The organism is Streptomyces sp. NPDC101393, assembly GCF_044767385.1.
Classification (GTDB): Bacteria; Actinomycetota; Actinomycetes; order Streptomycetales; family Streptomycetaceae; genus Streptomyces.
On sequence record NZ_JBIWNU010000005.1, the window covers coordinates 523025 to 539139 of the forward strand.

The following is a 16115-nucleotide window of genomic DNA, read 5'->3' on the forward strand; positions in this document are numbered from 1 at the left end:
CTGAGTCGAAGTCGGAGTCGAAGCGGTCGTCGGAGCCTGAGGCTGGGCGGTCGTCGGGGCCGGAGGTCGGGGAGTCGAGTTGGGAGCGTTCGGCGCGGGGGCCGGTGCCGGAGTCGTTCCCCCGGCGGCCGGCGCCCTACGGGAATGTCGGCAGCTCAGGAACGGAGCCCGTGGAGTCGCGGTCGCAGCCGAAGCCGGCGCAGCCCGAGCCGGAACCGTCGGACTCGGAGCCGGAGCGGCCCACTGTGGAGGAGATCCCGGCGAGGACTGAGCCGTGGGAACAGCGTCCGTACGCGGAGCCGGACGGGTCCCGGTCGGAGTCGTCCGAGCCGGAGTCGTCGGAGTCGGAGCAGTCCGAACCCGAGGACGTCACGATCGTGGAGATCGAGCCTCGGTCGGAGCGGGAGCTGCCCACTCAGCAGGTGCGCGTGTCGAAGGACGAGTTGCGACAGTCGACGACCCCGCAGCGGCAGTCGACGCGTAAGGCGACGGGTTGGTCCCTCTTCGGGGGGTCCAGGAGCGTGGAGAAGGGGAAGGGCTCCGCATCGAGGAAGTCGGAGCCTGTGTTGGTGCGGAAGAAGGCGAAGCCGTCCGGGAAGGGGCAGAAGCCCGCGCCGAAGAAGACGAGCGAATCCGGGTCGAAGTCCAGGCCGATGACGCAGCCGCAACCGCGGCCCCAGACCGAGCCGCAGCCGGAGCGGGTGGAGTTCCGGAGCCCGAAGACCGAGCCGGAGTCGGTGCGGGTGGAGGTCCGGAGTCCGCGGCCTCAGTACAGGGCGGAGCCGGAGCCTCGGTACTGGGCGGAGCCGCAACCGGAGTCCCGGCACAGGCCGCAACCGGAGCCGGAGCCCCGGTACAGGCCGGAGCCGCAGCGGGAGGAGTTCCGCAGGCCGCAAGCAACACGACCGCAGGACCGGCGCGACAGCACGCACTCCGAGGAGCTGTCCAACCACCACTTCCGGGGCTCCGACGGGGTGCATCAGACGATGGCCCGCTTCAGCAACCAGGACATCAAGCGGCGCCTGGATCCGTACCGCCGACTCGGACACGTGCAGTTCTACGTCCAGTGGGAGCGACGCCGGAGTGACGGTCAGCTGGTCGGCAGGGTCTACGAGTTGCCTCAGGTGCTGACCGGCCTGCAGCGGGTCGTCTATGCCGGGCGCGGCCCGGCGCCGTCCCTCAACACCGATGTGCGACGGATGGCCGACTACCTGCCCATGGAGAGGGCGCGCAGTCTGCTGATGCTGGAGAGCGGGGGGCAGCGGGCGCGGGCCCAGCATCTCGCGGAGCGCTTCGGGCTGGACACGGTGGGGTACGCCCTGGGTGACGTGGCGGCGACATCTGTGTCCCTACGCCCGCTGTACGACGGCCCTGGGCCCTTCATCCACCTGCGCGAAAGTTCCTCCGGCGAGCCGATGCCACTGCTCCTCGCCCATCACTACGAGGGCGGTCCGACCAGGGTGTTCCCCGGGGAACTCGTGGGCGAGATCGACGAGCGCCACTACCCCCACCCGGACGACTGGAACACCGACCACGGGGAGTACCGGTGAGGCGGCCCCCGCGTCAGGGGACGTTCCCGGCCGTGCAACCCTGCGGTTCCACGCCGCGTCCGGGACATCGGACCCTCCGGTCCTCCCCGGCACGGCGGGCGCCCGCGGCCTTACCCTGCCGGCCCCGGCCCCCGGCACCGACCACGCGGGCGCGCGTCGCGCGACGTGCCCCGGCCACCCCAGCACCCACGACGAAGCGCACCACAGAATGAGGGAAACGTGAGCAAGGTGACGGAGCAGAACGACGCCGCGGAGCAGGAGACGGCCGTGGACGCCGAGGAGTCGGCGGGCGGCGACGCCGCCGAGGCGATCGAGGGCGCCACGGAGAACATGCCGCCCGTCCCCGACTCGATCCGTGAGGCGGCCAAGCTGGCCCCCGACCACTGGCTCGGCATGGTCGACCCCACCTGGTCCGGTGAGGGCGCGCCCCCCGCTTGGGCCGTCGTCGGGCAGTGGCGTTCCGGGCTGGAGGGCGAGATCGCCGAGTGGCGGGACAACGAGGGCTACCGGCCCTCCCCGACGGCGCTCGGCTGGCCGGAGCCCGCGGACGCGGCGGACGCCGCCGTGCAGCTCGCGGCGACCGGCTACGGCCCCGGCGAGGACGTGACCACCGCCCTGGCCTCGCTGCCCGAGCTCGCTGTGTTCGTCACCGCCTCCGGTGAGCCCTTGACGGCTGCCGCCCCCGACGGGGAGACGCCGGTGATACCGGTGTTCACCTCGCCGGTGTACCTCCACATGTCGGGCCGGCTGGCCTTCGAGCTGATGTCGGTGGACGAGGTACTCGACCGGCTCCCCGAGGACCATCTGCTCTACCTCAACCCGTCCGCGCCGGTCAGCATGACGGTGGAGACCGAGGCGCTCCGCGAGGCGCTGGCGTCCGGGTACCCGGATGAGGACGCCGACGAGGACAAGCCCAGCTCCGGGATAAGCGTCGGTGGCGTCCCGGCCGAGCGGGTAACCGCCTCGGAGGAGCAGCCCGCGAAGAAGCGGGCCGCCCGCAAGACGACGAAGGCGAGCCCCCGGCGCACGGCCGAAGAGGGGGAAACGGCGCCCTCCGAGACTCTCTGAGCGGTGCCCGGGGCTCTGAGCTGCACCCACGGGCCGGTCGCGGACGAGAGCCGCGGCCGGCCCTGGGTGCCTGGCCGTGCTCGGCCGTCAGGGCGGATGGCACCCTTGAACCATGAACGATGCCGCTTCGGGGGCCACTCCCGCGCCCCGCCGTGCCCGTGTCCGTGCTCCCGAGCTCCTGGGGAAGGGCGGCTGGCTGAACACGGGTGGGAAAGCACTGAACCTCGCTGATTTGCGGGGCAAGTGCGTGGTGGTGGATTTCTGGACCTTCTGCTGTGTGAATTGCCTGCACGTCCTGGACGAGCTGCGGGAGCTGGAGGAGCGGCATCGCGACACCGTCGTGATCGTCGGGGTGCACTCGCCGAAGTTCGTTCACGAGGCCGAGCACCAGGCGGTCGTGGACGCCGTCGAGCGGTACGGCGTCGAGCACCCGGTGCTGGACGACCCGGAGCTGGCGACCTGGAAGCAGTACGCCGTGCGGGCCTGGCCGACGCTGGTGGTCATCGACCCCGAGGGCTATGTCGTCGCGCAGCACGCCGGCGAGGGCCATGCGCACGCCATCGAGAAGCTCGTCGAGGAGCTGGAGGCCGAGCACGCCGCCAAGGGGACGCTGCGCCGCGGCGACGGCCCGTACGTCCCGCCGGAGCCGGTCGCCACCGATCTGCGCTTCCCCGGCAAGGCGCTGCGGCTGTCGGGCGGCACCTTCCTCGTCTCGGACACCACCCGGCACCAGCTCGTGGAGCTGGCCGCGGACGGCGAGCAGGTGCTGCGCCGCATCGGCAGCGGTGAGCGCGGGCTCGGGCCGGACTCCTTCAACGAACCGCAGGGGCTGGCGCTGCTGCCCGGCGGCAAGGTCGCCGTGGCGGACACCGTCAACCACGCCATCCGGATCCTCGACCCGGAGACCGGCGCGCTGGAGACGGTGGCCGGGACCGGCAGGCAGTGGTGGCAGGGCTCCCCGACCTCGGGTCCGGCCCTGGAGGTGGACCTCTCCTCGCCGTGGGACCTCGCGTGGTGGCAGGACCGGCTGTGGATCGCGATGGCCGGCGTCCACCAGCTGTGGACGTACGACCCGGTCGGCCGGACGGTCGGGGTCGCGGCGGGCACGACCAACGAGGGCCTGGTGGACGGCCCGGCAGCGGAGGCCTGGTTCGCCCAGCCCTCCGGTCTCGCGGCGGCCGGCGACCGGCTGTGGGTCGCGGACTCGGAGACCAGCGCGGTCCGGTGGGTCGAACCGGCCGGGACGGGCGCGGGCTACGACGTGCACACCGCCGTCGGCACCGGCCTCTTCGACTTCGGGCACCGCGACGGCGGCGCCGGGCAGGCCCTGCTCCAGCACCCGCTGGGCGTCACCGCGCTGCCCGACGGCTCGGTCGCCGTCGCGGACACCTACAACCACGCGCTGCGCCGCTACGACCCCGCGACCGGCGAGGTGACGACGCTCGCCACCGACCTGCGCGAACCGTCGGCGGCGGTGCTGGCCGACGACGACATCGTGGTGGTGGAGTCGGCCCGGCACCGGCTGACCCGGCTGCGGCTCCCGGAGGAGGCGGTCCGCGTCGAGTCGGTGGCGCACCGCACCCAGCGCGCGGCCACCGAGGTGGCGCCGGGCGCGCTGCGGCTCGATGTCGTCTTCCAGGCGCCGACGGGCCAGAAGCTCGACACCCGCTACGGCCCGTCCACCCGGCTGCTGGTCAGCGCCACGCCGCCGGAGCTGCTCGCCGACGGCGCGGGCGCGGGCAGCGATCTCGCACGGGATCTGGTGCTGGCCGACGGGATCACCGAGGGCGTGCTGCACGTCTCGGCGATGGCCGCCTCCTGCGACGACGATCCGGAGATCGAGTACCCGGCCTGCCATGTGCACCAGCAGGACTGGGGCGTCCCGGTGCAGGTCGCCGCGGGCGGGGTGGCCCGGCTGGGCCTCGTCCTGGCGGGTCTGGACGAGACCCCGTAGGCCGCTGACGGCGGGGTTCTGCCCGCGCCGTCAGCTCAGTCTTCGGCGGGGTGCTGGGCCGCGACCTTGGCGCCGCTCAGGCTGGGGACCCAGTTGGTGACCTTGGTGGCGCCGACGGAGATGGTCTGGTCGCGATGCACGAAGTTGATCAGGGCCGGGCCCCGGCCTCGCGAGCTGGAGCTCGTGCCCATGAACTTGACCGACACCTTCGTCTTCGGACTGCCCTTGGCGGCCGCCGTGGCGGTCGGGATGATCGCGTACATCCGGCCGTTGGGCGGCACGTCGTTCTTGACGCTGTCGAACATGCCCGGTTCGCCCTGGAGCAGCGGCAGCGGCTTCTTGTCGTCGAAGCTGAGCCGCGGGGCGTTGTAGATGCGGCAGGTGCGCTTGGTGGTGTTCCGGAACTTCACCGTCACATAGCCGTCCGGGTTCCCCACCTGGCCGAACCGGAGGCTGTAGGGGCCCGGCGTGCAGGCGGGCACCTGATGCGAGGCCGTCCCCGCGCCCGCACCCGCGGCGGCCGCGCCACCCGCGAGCCTGCGCTTCTTGCTCTTGGAGGACGAGGAGGACGAGTGCTTCTTCGACTTCTTCGAGTGGCTGTTGCAGCCGGTCAGCGCGAGCGTGCCGCACAGCCCCAGGGCCAGTGCGGCATACGCGGCGGAGCGGCGGCGGGAGCGGCTTGCGGTCATCGGTGGGTCCCCCAGGGAAGTGCGGCGATCAGCGGAGCGGGCATGTCATGGCACGGACACGATATCCATAGGCGTCCGGAGTGCCGGGGCGGGTGCGGCCGGTGCGCCAGACCAGGGGCGGGCCGATCGGCGGCCGGCTGATCGGCCGCCGGGGTCAGTCCGGGCAACTGGGCAGCGCGATGTTCTCCAGCTGTTCCGGCCGGACCCGGATGCCCGGCATCCACGCCTGCCCGTCGCCGTGATCGACCCGGAACCACATGCTGCTGTGCCCGCCCGCCTCGTCCGTGACGGTGATGCCGTTGGCGATCCGGCAGACGGCGTGCAGCACCTCGCCGTGCCACACGTGTCCCGCGACGTTGGAACGGCGGTAGGGCACATACGGATCGCGCGCCAGCCCGAGCGCGCAGTCCTTGCCGCGGCTGTGCTGACAGGCCCGTTCGACGTTGTGGACGGTGATGCGGGCCGAGCCGGTGGCCGATGCCGTGCTCCGTGTGCCCCGCGCCGTGCCGCCGTCGGTCGCACCGCCGCCGGAACCGTCCGTGCCGGAGGAGAGCAGCGGGGGTAAGGCGAACGCGGCGGCGGCGAGGACGGCGGCGGTGCCCAGCCCGGCGAGGACCAGCCGCAGCCGGGAGCGCGCGGGCGGTGGGACGGGCGGTGGGACGGGCGCGCCCGCGTGCTCCGTCGCGGGTTCTGAGGGGGCGCGCTCCTCCCCGCCCGCCCTGTCCCCGGCGTCCTCCTCCGGCGCGGCCATCGGATCGCCCGCGTCCGCGGCCTCCTGGGCGCGGTGCAGCAGTCCGACGAGGGCGGGCAGCCGGTCCTCGCCGGTGAAGGAGAGCTTGCACCACTGCACCAGGAGCCGTTCGTCGGGCAGGCTCCGGCCGCGCAGATAGCGTGAGAGGGAGGAGCGGCTGGCGGGCAGCCGGCCTTCCAACTCCTTGAGGCTGTACCCCAGTTCGCCGTGCATACGACGCAGGGCGGAGACGAACTCGCGTACCGGTCCGCGGAGTTCGTCGGGCAGCGGGGCCAGTGGCTTGCGGCGGACATTTGCGGCGTGGTTCGGATTGCCAGGCACGTCTGGCATTCCAGCACAACGGGCATGCGCGCGCGAGGGGCACTTCCGCTCCCCTGTGGCGGAAGTGCCCCTCGTGACCCGGTCCGTACGGGAGACGGACCGGATGCGGATCAGTCGCCGAACTTCACCGGACGGTAGGGCTTGAACTCGGCGTCGCCGCCGGGCAGGCCGTAGGTCAGGCTCCGGTGGTCGGTGCCGTGGCCGCCGCGCTGCTCGTAGGCGGTGTACGAGGAGTGGGCGTCGTTGTTCCACTTCTCGAAGATCACGACATGCCGGGTGTTGTTGGTGCCCGCCGCGTCGATGAGCAGGTCACCGGGCTTCAGCTCGCCGACCTGGATGGGACGGGTGATGCTGCGGGTGTTGGCCAGGCCGACGGTGTTCGTGCCGGGCGTCGGCAGCCCCAGCGTCATCGAGACATAGCCGGAGCAGTCCTGGCGGTAGCCGTCCTTCCACACCTTGCCCTGGCTGTACGGCACCTGGGCGCCGTTGTTGGCGGTCAGCCAGGTGGCGGCGCGCTGGAGCATCTCCTGGCGGGAGCCATCGGGCCGGGGCGGCTGCGGCCCGCCGCCGCCCTTGACCGGGACGCCCGGCAGCCGGTCCTCGGGGATGTCCACCGCGACGACGCTGACGAAACCGGCGACCGGCCCGGTGAGGTGCGCCATGAACGTCGAGCAGGCGCTGCCCTCGCAGACCTTGCGGCCGGTGTCGACCTGGTAGTCCGCGGTGATCCGGTCCTGGCCGGCGGCGGACTTGTTGAGCATGCCGACGGACGGCGAGCCGGTGTCGGCGGTGGCGTGCACCACCCAGCGGGTGCCCCAGGTCGGGAAGTCGGCGGCGGCCGCGGCCTGCCGTACCGAACCGGCGTCCGCGGCGCGGGCCGTGCCGGCGGCGGTGTCCCGCGAGAGCGCGGTCGTGGCGGCCGCCTGCCCGCCGGCCGCCGCGGCTCCCGCCTCGCCGCCGTACGCGAGTCCGGCGAACCCGGCCACGCCGATGCCGGCCGCGGCGACCGCCGGGAGCACCCGGCGCAGCACGGTCCGGCGGAACGGGGAGGACGCCCCCGGCGCGGCCCCGTGCCCCGTGCTCCCGGTCGAGTCCGGGGGGCTTGTGTCGTCTGCCGTGTGCGTGGTCCTGTGCTCGTACTGCCCGTACATGAGGATTCCCCTCCACGTCTGGCGGAACTGCCTGCGGAACGCCACCGGGTGGTCGTGTCCGGCGACGGAATCCATCGTGGTGCGGGGTACGCCCACCGCCCGGCGGTTCCGTGTCCCATGAGACGTCCCGCCGCTACGCACGGCGATGACCTGCGAAGACGTCGAGCGGTACGGCCGACTGCGGGACAGCGGACACGGTCTGACGGGACGTGACGGGACGTAACGCGGGCTCCGGGAATCCCGCCCGCGGTTCGTGGCACGCAGAAGGGCGCCCGCTCGGGGGTGTGCGGGCGCCCTGGTTCTGTGGTGGTGCGCTGCGGCCTACCAGGCGGCGGCGTCGTTCGGGTCCGTCTGCCAGTACGTCACCCACGCGCTGTCGTCGAGGTACGCGGCGCCGCCCGGCAGCGCCACCTGCGCCGAGCCGCCGACGCTGCCCTTGCCGTCGCGGCCGGGCAGGCTGACGGAGAGTGAGGTCACCCGGTGGCCGTTGGTGCCGGTGCCGTCCGCCGAGGACGTCATCACGGAGGCGTAGCCGGACTCACCGGGCGCGAGGGTGACGACGGCCTGCGGCTTGCTGTCCGGCAGCTCGGCCATCGGGGACTGCGCCCCCGTGAAGCCCAGGTACGGGAAGGCGTAGAGGTCGCAGGTGGCGCCCGTGGTGTTGGTGGCCTCCAGCAGGAGGTGGTTGACCGGCCGGGTCAGCGGCTTCGCCGTGATGCGGATCTTCGCGGCGTCGCAGGCGCGCCGGGTGCCGGTCTGGCCGGCGTTTCCGGGCCGGCCGGTGTGTCCGGTGCTGCCCGTGGACGTCTGCTCGGCCCCGGCGTTGTCGGTCCGGGTGCCGCTCTGCGCGTCCCCGGCTCCCTGGCCCCGCGCACCGCCGGTCTCCTGTGGCGTGCTCTCCCCGGCGCCTCCCGTGCTCCCGGTGGCCTTCGGCGCCGGGTGGTACGGCTTGGCGGCCCCCGTCTTGAGCGCGTCCCCGTCCTGGCCGCCGCAGGCGGTGAGGGTGAGGGCGGCGACGGCGGTCAGTCCGGCCGCGGCGATCCGCAGCGTCCGGCGGCGGATGCCGGCGGCCGTGCCGACGGCGTGGGCGTCGTGACGGGTGGTGGCGCTGGTGCTCGGCATGTCCGGTCTCCCCCGGTGGCGGTCCGCTGCGGTCCCCGTAGGCCCGGTGTCCCGCAGGTGCCGTTGCCCCTGCGGTCCTCCGCGTCCTGCGGTATGTCCACAAGACTGCCGCCCGCCGCTGCCGTACCGCTAACGCTTGCCTAACGCCTGCTCAACGCCCTCTGGGGGGCGCTTCCTGACGCATGGTCCGGCGCCGCCCCGCGCCACCCCAGCTCCTCCCGGCCCGTCCGCCCTACCCCTCCCGCTCGTCCCGCTCGTCCCGTTCATCGCGGGCGAACAGCTGGGTGAGGGTGCTGATCGTGTAGACGTCGGTGGCCTCCTCGTCGACCAGATGCATCTCCGTCAGCCGGTCCAGGCCGTCCTGGGTGCGCTCCGGGTCGTAGCCCGCGAGCGCCGCCGCCACCGAGGCGTTGAGGTGTCCGTCCGCGCTGGTCGCCAGCGCGGACAGCAGCCGGGCGTCGTCCGCCGAGAGCCGTGCCACCGACATCCGCAGCGCCGCCGCGATCCCGGTGTCCTCCGCCGACAGCAGGGCCAGCCGCCGCCGTTCGTCGCGCAGCGCCGAGGCCAGCCGGGCCAGTTTCCAGCGTGGCCGGGCGGTCAGCTGGGCGGCGGCGGCCCGCAGCGCGAGCGGCAGCCCGTCGCAGAGCGCGACGAGTTCCTGGGCGGCGTCGGGATCCTCGGCGACCCGCTCGGTGCCGAGCATCGCGCCGAGCAGCGCCGCGCCCTCCTCGTAGCCGAGGACCTGGAGACCGACGGGCCGGGCGCAGTCGGTGGCGACCAGGCCGTCGAGCCGGCTGCGGCTGGTGACGATCGTGGCGCACTGCAGGCCGCCGGGGAGCAGCGGCCGGACCTGCGCGGAGCTGCGCGCGTTGTCCAGGACCACCAGCAGCCGGCGGTCGGCGACCAGCGACCGGAACAGCGCCGAGGCGGCCTGCGCCGAGGTCGGCACCCGCTCCGGCGGGGTGCCGAGCGCGAGCAGGAAGTCCCGCAGGATCTCGGCCGGCGGCGCCTCGTCCCCCTCACCGAAGCCGCGCAGGTCGGCGAAGAGCTGGCCGTCGGGGAAGCCCGGGGCGTGCTGATGGGCCCACTGCACGGCGCAGGCGGTCTTGCCGACACCGGCCGGCCCGGCGACCACCGCGAGCGGGCTCTCGCCGGTCGTACGGTCCGTCAGCGCGTCGGTGAGTGCCGCGAGGGGGTTCTCGCGTCCCAGGAAGCGGGCGGGCGGCCTGGGCAGCAGCCGTGGCGCGGAGCCGGTCCGTCCGGTCCCCTCCTTGGCCGCGGGCCGCGTCCCTTCCGCGCCGCCGGCGGCGGTGCCGTCCGCCTGTGCGGGCACCGGGCTCCGGCCCGGCTGCGCGCCCGGCTCCTTGCCGGCCGCCGCGGCCGCCGCGGACCGGGCCGTTCGCGGGTCGTGCGCGGGCCGGGCGCCGGCGGGGGCCACCGGCTTGCTCCCGCCCGCCGCCTCCGCCCGCAGGATCTCCTCGTACGCGCCGCGCAGCCGTTCGCCCGGGTCGACGCCCAGTTCCTCGGTGAGCAGCCGGCGGGTGCGGTGGAACCACTCCAGCGCGTCGGACTGCCGCCCCGTACGGAACAGGGCCCGCATCAGCGCGGCGATCAGCCCTTCCCGCAAGGGGTGGTTGACCGCGGCGGTGTAGAGGATGGCGGCGGCCTGCTCGTTCTCGCCGAGGGCGCCGTGCGAGCGCGCCAGCGCCTCGACCGCGGTCAGCCGGCGCTCCTCCAGCGCGTGCGCGGCGGCCGCGAACGGCGGGCTGCTGACGGTGCCGGTGAGGGCCGGGCCGCGCCACAGCCCCAGGGCCTCGCGCAGCAGCGGTACGGCGTCGGCCGGCGCCGCCTCGGGCCGCGCGAGGGCGACCAGCTCACTGAACCGGTGGGCGTCGATCAGCTCCTCGGGCAGCCGCAGCAGATAGGCGGAGCCATGGGTGGCGAGTTCGATGCCGTACGCGTCGGCGCCGCCCTCCGCGAGCGTCGCGCGCAGCCGTGAGACGTGCCCCTGGACGACCGTACGGGCGTGCTCGGGTGGCTCGTCCTCCCACAGGGAGTCGATCAACTGCTCCAGAGGGACGGTGGTGTTGGGCTGCAACAGCAACAGCGCCAGCACACTGCGCCGTTTGGCAGGACCGAGCGCCAGCTCCCCGGAGCCGGTCGTGACGGCGATCGGGCCCAGCAGTGAGAATTCCAACTCAGCCCTCCAGGAAGGCCGTCAGGGCGTTCGCCAGCAGATACGGGTCCTGGACGCCGCACAGCTCGCGGGCCGAATGCATGGAGAGGATGGCGACGCCGATGTCGACGGTCGCGATGCCGTGCCGGGCGGCGGTGATCGGTCCGATGGTCGTGCCGCACGGCATGGAGTTGTGGGACACGAAGGACTGCCAGGGCACCCCGGCCCGCTCGCAGGCCGCGGCGAAGACGGCACGTCCGCTGCCGTCGGTGGCGTAGCGCTGGTTGACGTTCACCTTCAGGATCGGGCCGCCGTTGGGCATCGGGTGATGCCCCGGCTCGTGCCGCTCACTGTAGTTGGGGTGCACGGCGTGGCCGGTGTCGGAGGACAGGCAGACGGTGCCGGCGAAGGCCCGCGCCCGGTCCTCGTACGTGCCGCCGCGGGCGAAGACGGAGCGCTCCAGCACCGTGCCGAGCAGCGGGCCGTCGGCGCCGGTGTCCGACTGGCTGCCGCTCTCCTCGTGGTCGAAGGCGGCGAGCACCGGAATGCTGGTCAGCGCGCTGCCGGCGCCGGCAGCGGCGGCGAGCGCGGCGGTCCCGGCGTGCACCGACAGCAGATTGTCCATCCGGGGGCCGGCGAGCAACTCGCGGTCCCGGCCCAGATATCCGGGCGCCTCGATGCTGTGCACCATCAGGTCCCAGCCGAGCACCTCGCCCGCCTCGACGCCGATCTCCTCCTCGACGAACGCGATCAGATCGCCCTCGGCGACCTCGCCCAGGCCCCAGATCGGTGTCATGTGCCGCTGCTTGTCCAGCTTCAGGCCGTCGGTGGTCACCGAGCGGTCGAGGTGGACGGCCAGCTGAGGGACCCGCAGCAGCGCACGGTCGACGTTGACCAGCCGGTGGCTGCCGTCGCGCAGCGTCACCCGGCCGCTCAGGCCCAGGTCCCGGTCCAGCCAGGTGTTGAGCAGCGGGCCGCCGTAGACCTCGACGGCGACCTGCCGCCAGCCGTTGGTCCCGGTGTCCGGGACCGGCTTGACGCGCAGATTGGGGGAGTCGGTGTGCGCCCCCACGATCCGGTACGGGGTCGCGGCGTCGGCGCCCTCGGGGACGTACCAGGCGATGAGCGCGCCGCCGCGGAGCACGAACTTCCCGCCGGTCTCGCCGTCCCAGGCGTCCGTCTCGGCGACCTGCCGGAAACCGGCCTTCTCCAGGCGCTCCGCCGCGTTGGCCACCGCGTGGTACGGCGACGGGCTGGCGGCGAGGAAAGACATCAGGTCGTCGGTGTGGCCGCGATCGAAGCGGGCGGATTTGCTCATGGATTCAGCATAAGGAGCCGGAGCGCTCATTCCCCGTGCCGGAGGGGCAGGACTGCGTTCCCTTCCGGCCACGATTCCTGTAGACGCCACCGGAATTCTTCGCGGAAGTGTGCATTCCGGTGGATGCGGGATTTCCGGACGACGCGGGGGGGTGGCGCACGACCACCCAGCACAACGACAGTGCCCGCCTCCCCGGGGGAAGGGAGGCGGGCACTGCCAGTGTGGACGCTGAATCTGAGAGTCCGGTAAGAACACTCCGATCAGCACGTCCGGATTTGGCGCACGGACGTCAGTGCGCCTGACGCGCGAACCTCAGAACGCGGCCTCGTCCAGCTCCATCAGGGACTGGTCGATGGACTCGGCGAGCGCGCGCTCGACGGTCAGGTTCGGCAGCACGTTGTGCGCGAAGAACTTCGCGGCCGCGATCTTGCCCTCGTAGAAGGCCTTGTCCTTCTTCGAGGCGCCGGCCAGCTTCTCCTGCGCCACCGCGGCGCTCTTGAGGAGGAGGTAGCCGATGACGACGTCACCGGAGGCCAGCAGCAGGCGGGTGGTGTTGAGGCCGACCTTGTAGATGGACTTGACGTCCTTCTCGGTGGCGGCGAGGTCGGTCAGCATCACACCGACGATCGCCTCCAGGTCGCCGGCCGCCGTGGCCAGCTCGCCACGGGCCTGCTCCAGGTCCGCGCCGCCGACCGCCTCGGCCAGGAACTTCTTGATGGTCTCCGAGAGGGTGGTCAGCGCCGCGCCCTGGTTCCGGACGATCTTCCGGAAGAAGAAGTCCTGGCCCTGGATCGCGGTCGTGCCCTCGTAGAGAGTGTCGATCTTGGAGTCCCGGATGTACTGCTCGATCGGGTACTCCTGGAGGTAGCCGGAGCCACCGAAGGTCTGCAGCGACTGCGCCAGCTGCTCGTAGGACTTCTCCGAGCCGTAGCCCTTGACGATCGGGAGCAGCAGGTCGTTCAGCGCGTGCTCGGTGGCGGCGTCCTCGCCCGCGGCCTCCTTGACCAGGATGTCGTCCTGGACGGTGGCGGTGTAGAGCACCAGCGAGCGCATGCCCTCGGCGTACGCCTTCTGCGTCATCAGCGAGCGGCGCACGTCCGGGTGGTGGGTGATGGTGACGCGCGGCGCGGCCTTGTCGGTGAACGCGGCCAGGTCCGGGCCCTGCACGCGCTCCTTGGCGTACTCCAGGGCGTTGAGGTAGCCGGTCGACAGGGTCGCGATGGCCTTCGTGCCGACCATCATCCGGGCGAACTCGATGATCATGAACATCTGGCGGATGCCGTCGTGCTTCTCGCCGATGAGCCAGCCCTTGGCGGGGTGCTTGTCGCCGAACGTCATCTCGCAGGTGTTGGACGCCTTCAGGCCCATCTTGTGCTCGACGTTGGTGGCGTAGACGCCGTTGCGCTCGCCCAGCTCGCCGGTCTCGAAGTCGAACTCGTACTTCGGCACGAGGAAGAGGGACAGGCCCTTGGTGCCCGGACCGTGGCCCTCGGGGCGCGCGAGGACGTAGTGAAGGATGTTCTCCGACATGTCGTGCTCACCGGAGGTGATGAAGCGCTTCACGCCCTCGATGTGCCAGGAGCCGTCCTCCTGCTTGACGGCCTTGGTGCGGCCGGCGCCGACATCCGAACCCGCGTCGGGCTCGGTCAGCACCATGGTGGAGCCCCAGGCCTTCTCCGTGGCGATCTTCGCAATGTGCTTCTGCTGGTCGGTGCCCTCCTCGAAGAGGACGCCGGCGAAGGCCGGGCCGGAGGCGTACATCCACACGGCCGGGTTCGAGCCCAGGATGGACTCGGCGAAGGCCCAGAGCAGCGAGCGCGGCGTGGTGGTGCCGCCGATCTCCTCCGGTACACCCAGCCGCCACCACTCGGCGTCCATGTAGGCCTGGTAGCTCTTCTTGAAAGCCTCCGGAACCGGAGCGGTGTTGGTCTCCGGGTCGAAGACCGGCGGGTTCCGGTCGGCGTCGGCGTAGGACTCGGCGAGTTCGTTCTCCGACAGGCGGGCGATCTCGGACAGCACGCTCTTGGCGGTGTCGACGTCCATCTCCGCGAACGGTCCGGTGCCGTACACGCTGTCACGGCCGAGCACCTCGAAGAGGTTGAACTCGATGTCGCGGAGATTCGACTTGTAGTGCCCCATGGGTACGGCTCCGTAAGGGTTCGGGAGGGAGGGACCTCGGTCACGCAATACCAGTAAGTAGCTACTGATGATGCTACCCGCCGGTAATAAGAAGCAACCCCTAACCGCCCATCTGTGACGAGCGTCCCCTCCCGACTCAGTACGCTGTGCCGCATGTACGGCTACGACCAGAACGCGGGTGCAGGGCAGCAGTACGGCGCGCCGCAGCCCCCGCCGCAGCAACCGCCCACCGGGGGCTACGGCGAGCAGCCGCTGTATCCCGAGCCGTCCCCGCCCTCCCTCGCCGACGCGGTGCGTGCCTTCACCACCGGCTCGATGTCGGCCGAGGACTTCCAGGGCATCTTCTCGACGTCCAAGATCTACTGCCCGCGCGGCGAGAACCCCGGCTTCCTGGCGCTGCACAACACCCAGCAGCCGGTGATCCCGATGTTCACCTCGCTCAAGGAGCTGCGCAGGTACGCGGGCAAGGAGTCCAAGTACTTCGTGATCACCGGCGCCGAGGTGCTCGACCTGCTGCCCACCGGCTACGGCTTCGTCCTCGACATGGAGGGCGACCACCGGATGGTCTTCGACGCGAAGGCCGTGGAGCAGATGGTCGACTTCGCGATGCGCCGGATGTACGGCTGATCCGCGCTGTCCGCCGCCGGTCTCTTCCTGAGGCCGGCGCCCTGTTCTGACCTGCGCAAACACCGGGCCGGGTGGCTGCGGGAATGAAGTACGCCTTGCGGGTTGTTCAGTATTCAACTAAGTTGAACGGTGAACGACCGAGGAGGCCGTCATGCCCGCAGTGACCGTAGAGAACCCGCTGACCCTGCCGCGTGTGGCGGCGCCCGCCGCGGCACACACCCGCCCCGTCCTGGCCGTCGCCACCGCCCCGAGCGGATTCGAGGGCGAGGGCTTCCCGGTGCGGCGGGCGTTCGCCGGCATCGACTACCAGCACCTCGACCCGTTCATCATGATGGATCAGATGGGCGAGGTGGAGTACGCACCCGGCGAGCCCAAGGGCACGCCCTGGCACCCGCACCGCGGCTTCGAGACGGTCACCTACCTGATCGACGGCACCTTCGTGCACCAGGACTCGCACGGCGGCGGCGGCGTCATCAACGACGGCGACACCCAGTGGATGACGGCGGGCTCCGGCCTGCTGCACATCGAGGCGCCGCCGGAGTCGCTCGTCGTGTCCGGCGGCCTCTTCCACGGCCTCCAGCTCTGGGTGAACCTGCCGAAGAGCGACAAGATGATGGCCCCCCGCTACCAGGACATCGGCGGCGGCCAGGTCAAGCTGCTCACCTCGGCCGACGGCGGCGCGCTGCTGCGGCTGATCGCCGGTGACCTCGACGGCCACGAAGGCCCCGGCGCCACCCACACGCCGATCACGATGATGCATGTGTCGCTCAACCCGGGCGCCGAGCTGACCGTGCCCTGGCGGCCGGACTTCAACGCCCTGGCGTACGGCCTGGCGGGCCGCGGCACCGCGGGTGCGGACGGACGCCCGTTCCGGATGGGCCAGGCGGTCGTCTTCGGCGGCGGGGACTCCATCACGATACGGGCAGACGAGACCCAGGAGTCCCGCAGCCCGAACTTCGAGGTCGTGCTGCTCGGCGGCCTGCCGATCCGCGAGCCGATGGCGCACTACGGACCGTTCGTCATGAACACCAGGGAAGAGCTCCAGCAGGCCTTCGACGACTTCCAGAAGGGTCGGCTGGGCACGATCCCGTCCGTGCACGGCATGACCGAGGGCGGGCTGTAGGGCTCCGCCGGTCCCGAGAGTCCCCGAGGGGCCCGTCAGCACGCTGACGGGCCCCTCGGGGCTGTCACGGGTGGCGGGCGCGACCGGGGGCCGGTGAGCGTGGCCGCCAGGAGCGACCGGCCGCGG

Annotated in this window: 13 protein-coding genes; 5 read left to right on the forward strand and 8 right to left on the reverse strand. The window is 72.3% G+C overall.

Going from position 1 to position 16115, the window contains the following annotated elements; genetic code table 11:
* Window positions 1-136: 136 nt before the first annotated feature.
* On the reverse strand, window positions 137-373 hold the full coding sequence (locus ACIRQ7_RS18960) for a hypothetical protein (RefSeq protein WP_404263681.1): 237 nt from the start codon (window positions 371-373) through the stop codon (window positions 137-139).
* 613 nt (window positions 374-986) lie between these two features.
* On the opposite strand from ACIRQ7_RS18960, the gene ACIRQ7_RS18965 reads away from it, so the two are divergent.
* The 3 genes from ACIRQ7_RS18965 to ACIRQ7_RS18975 all read left to right on the forward strand — a co-directional run bounded on the left by ACIRQ7_RS18965 (window position 987) and on the right by ACIRQ7_RS18975 (window position 4572).
* Window positions 987-1550: a hypothetical protein gene (locus ACIRQ7_RS18965; protein ID WP_404263682.1), complete on the forward strand. Its 564-nt coding sequence runs from the start codon at window positions 987-989 to the stop codon at window positions 1548-1550.
* Window positions 1551-1769: 219 nt separating this feature from the next.
* On the forward strand, window positions 1770-2618 hold the full coding sequence (locus ACIRQ7_RS18970; RefSeq protein WP_404263684.1) for a type VII secretion system-associated protein: 849 nt from the start codon (window positions 1770-1772) through the stop codon (window positions 2616-2618).
* Between the two features lie 112 nt (window positions 2619-2730).
* Entirely contained in the window at window positions 2731-4572 is a 1842-nt protein-coding gene (locus ACIRQ7_RS18975; RefSeq protein WP_404263686.1) for an NHL domain-containing thioredoxin family protein, read from the forward strand.
* A gap of 35 nt (window positions 4573-4607) precedes the next feature.
* Here the strand turns inward: ACIRQ7_RS18975 and ACIRQ7_RS18980 are convergent, their stop codons facing one another.
* The 7 genes from ACIRQ7_RS18980 to ACIRQ7_RS19010 form a co-directional block, all read right to left on the reverse strand.
* Window positions 4608-5261, reverse strand: coding sequence for a DUF4232 domain-containing protein (locus tag ACIRQ7_RS18980; RefSeq protein ID WP_404263688.1), 654 nt, complete (start codon window positions 5259-5261; stop codon window positions 4608-4610).
* Between the two features lie 154 nt (window positions 5262-5415).
* Complete coding sequence (locus ACIRQ7_RS18985; RefSeq protein WP_404263689.1) at window positions 5416-6342, reverse strand: helix-turn-helix domain-containing protein; 927 nt, start codon at window positions 6340-6342, stop codon at window positions 5416-5418.
* A gap of 101 nt (window positions 6343-6443) precedes the next feature.
* Window positions 6444-7580, reverse strand: a complete 1137-nt coding sequence (locus tag ACIRQ7_RS18990) for a hypothetical protein (protein ID WP_404263691.1) — start codon at window positions 7578-7580, stop codon at window positions 6444-6446.
* A 225-nt stretch (window positions 7581-7805) separates the two neighbouring features.
* Window positions 7806-8606 carry a DUF4232 domain-containing protein gene (locus ACIRQ7_RS18995; protein WP_404263692.1) on the reverse strand — a complete coding sequence of 267 codons (801 nt, stop codon included), beginning with the start codon at window positions 8604-8606 and terminating at the stop codon, window positions 7806-7808.
* Between the two features lie 232 nt (window positions 8607-8838).
* Entirely contained in the window at window positions 8839-10803 is a 1965-nt protein-coding gene (locus ACIRQ7_RS19000; RefSeq protein ID WP_404263694.1) for a BTAD domain-containing putative transcriptional regulator, read from the reverse strand.
* A 1-nt stretch (window position 10804) separates the two neighbouring features.
* The gene (locus tag ACIRQ7_RS19005; RefSeq protein ID WP_404263695.1) at window positions 10805-12100 is read right to left on the reverse strand and encodes a M18 family aminopeptidase; all 1296 of its coding nucleotides are present in this window, start codon (window positions 12098-12100) and stop codon (window positions 10805-10807) included.
* 312 nt (window positions 12101-12412) lie between these two features.
* Complete coding sequence (locus ACIRQ7_RS19010; protein WP_404263696.1) at window positions 12413-14239, reverse strand: acyl-CoA dehydrogenase; 1827 nt, start codon at window positions 14237-14239, stop codon at window positions 12413-12415.
* 153 nt (window positions 14240-14392) lie between these two features.
* On the opposite strand from ACIRQ7_RS19010, the gene ACIRQ7_RS19015 reads away from it, so the two are divergent.
* The gene (locus ACIRQ7_RS19015) at window positions 14393-14866 is read left to right on the forward strand and encodes an SseB family protein (RefSeq protein WP_401464149.1); all 474 of its coding nucleotides are present in this window, start codon (window positions 14393-14395) and stop codon (window positions 14864-14866) included.
* Between the two features lie 151 nt (window positions 14867-15017).
* Complete coding sequence (locus tag ACIRQ7_RS19020; protein WP_401464147.1) at window positions 15018-15989, forward strand: pirin family protein; 972 nt, start codon at window positions 15018-15020, stop codon at window positions 15987-15989.
* Window positions 15990-16115 lie beyond the last annotated feature (126 nt).

Coding starts and splice junctions, on each gene's coding strand:
- ACIRQ7_RS18965 (WP_404263682.1), top strand. CDS start 987: ATGGCCCGCTTCAGCAACCAGGACATCAAGCGGCGCCTGGATCCGTAC.
- ACIRQ7_RS18975 (WP_404263686.1), top strand. CDS start 2,731: ATGAACGATGCCGCTTCGGGGGCCACTCCCGCGCCCCGCCGTGCCCGT.
- ACIRQ7_RS18980 (WP_404263688.1), bottom strand. CDS start 5,261: ATGACCGCAAGCCGCTCCCGCCGCCGCTCCGCCGCGTATGCCGCACTG.
- ACIRQ7_RS18985 (WP_404263689.1), bottom strand. CDS start 6,342: ATGCCAGACGTGCCTGGCAATCCGAACCACGCCGCAAATGTCCGCCGC.
- ACIRQ7_RS18995 (WP_404263692.1), bottom strand. CDS start 8,606: ATGCCGAGCACCAGCGCCACCACCCGTCACGACGCCCACGCCGTCGGC.
- ACIRQ7_RS19005 (WP_404263695.1), bottom strand. CDS start 12,100: ATGAGCAAATCCGCCCGCTTCGATCGCGGCCACACCGACGACCTGATG.
- ACIRQ7_RS19010 (WP_404263696.1), bottom strand. CDS start 14,239: ATGGGGCACTACAAGTCGAATCTCCGCGACATCGAGTTCAACCTCTTC.
- ACIRQ7_RS19015 (WP_401464149.1), top strand. CDS start 14,393: ATGTACGGCTACGACCAGAACGCGGGTGCAGGGCAGCAGTACGGCGCG.
- ACIRQ7_RS19020 (WP_401464147.1), top strand. CDS start 15,018: ATGCCCGCAGTGACCGTAGAGAACCCGCTGACCCTGCCGCGTGTGGCG.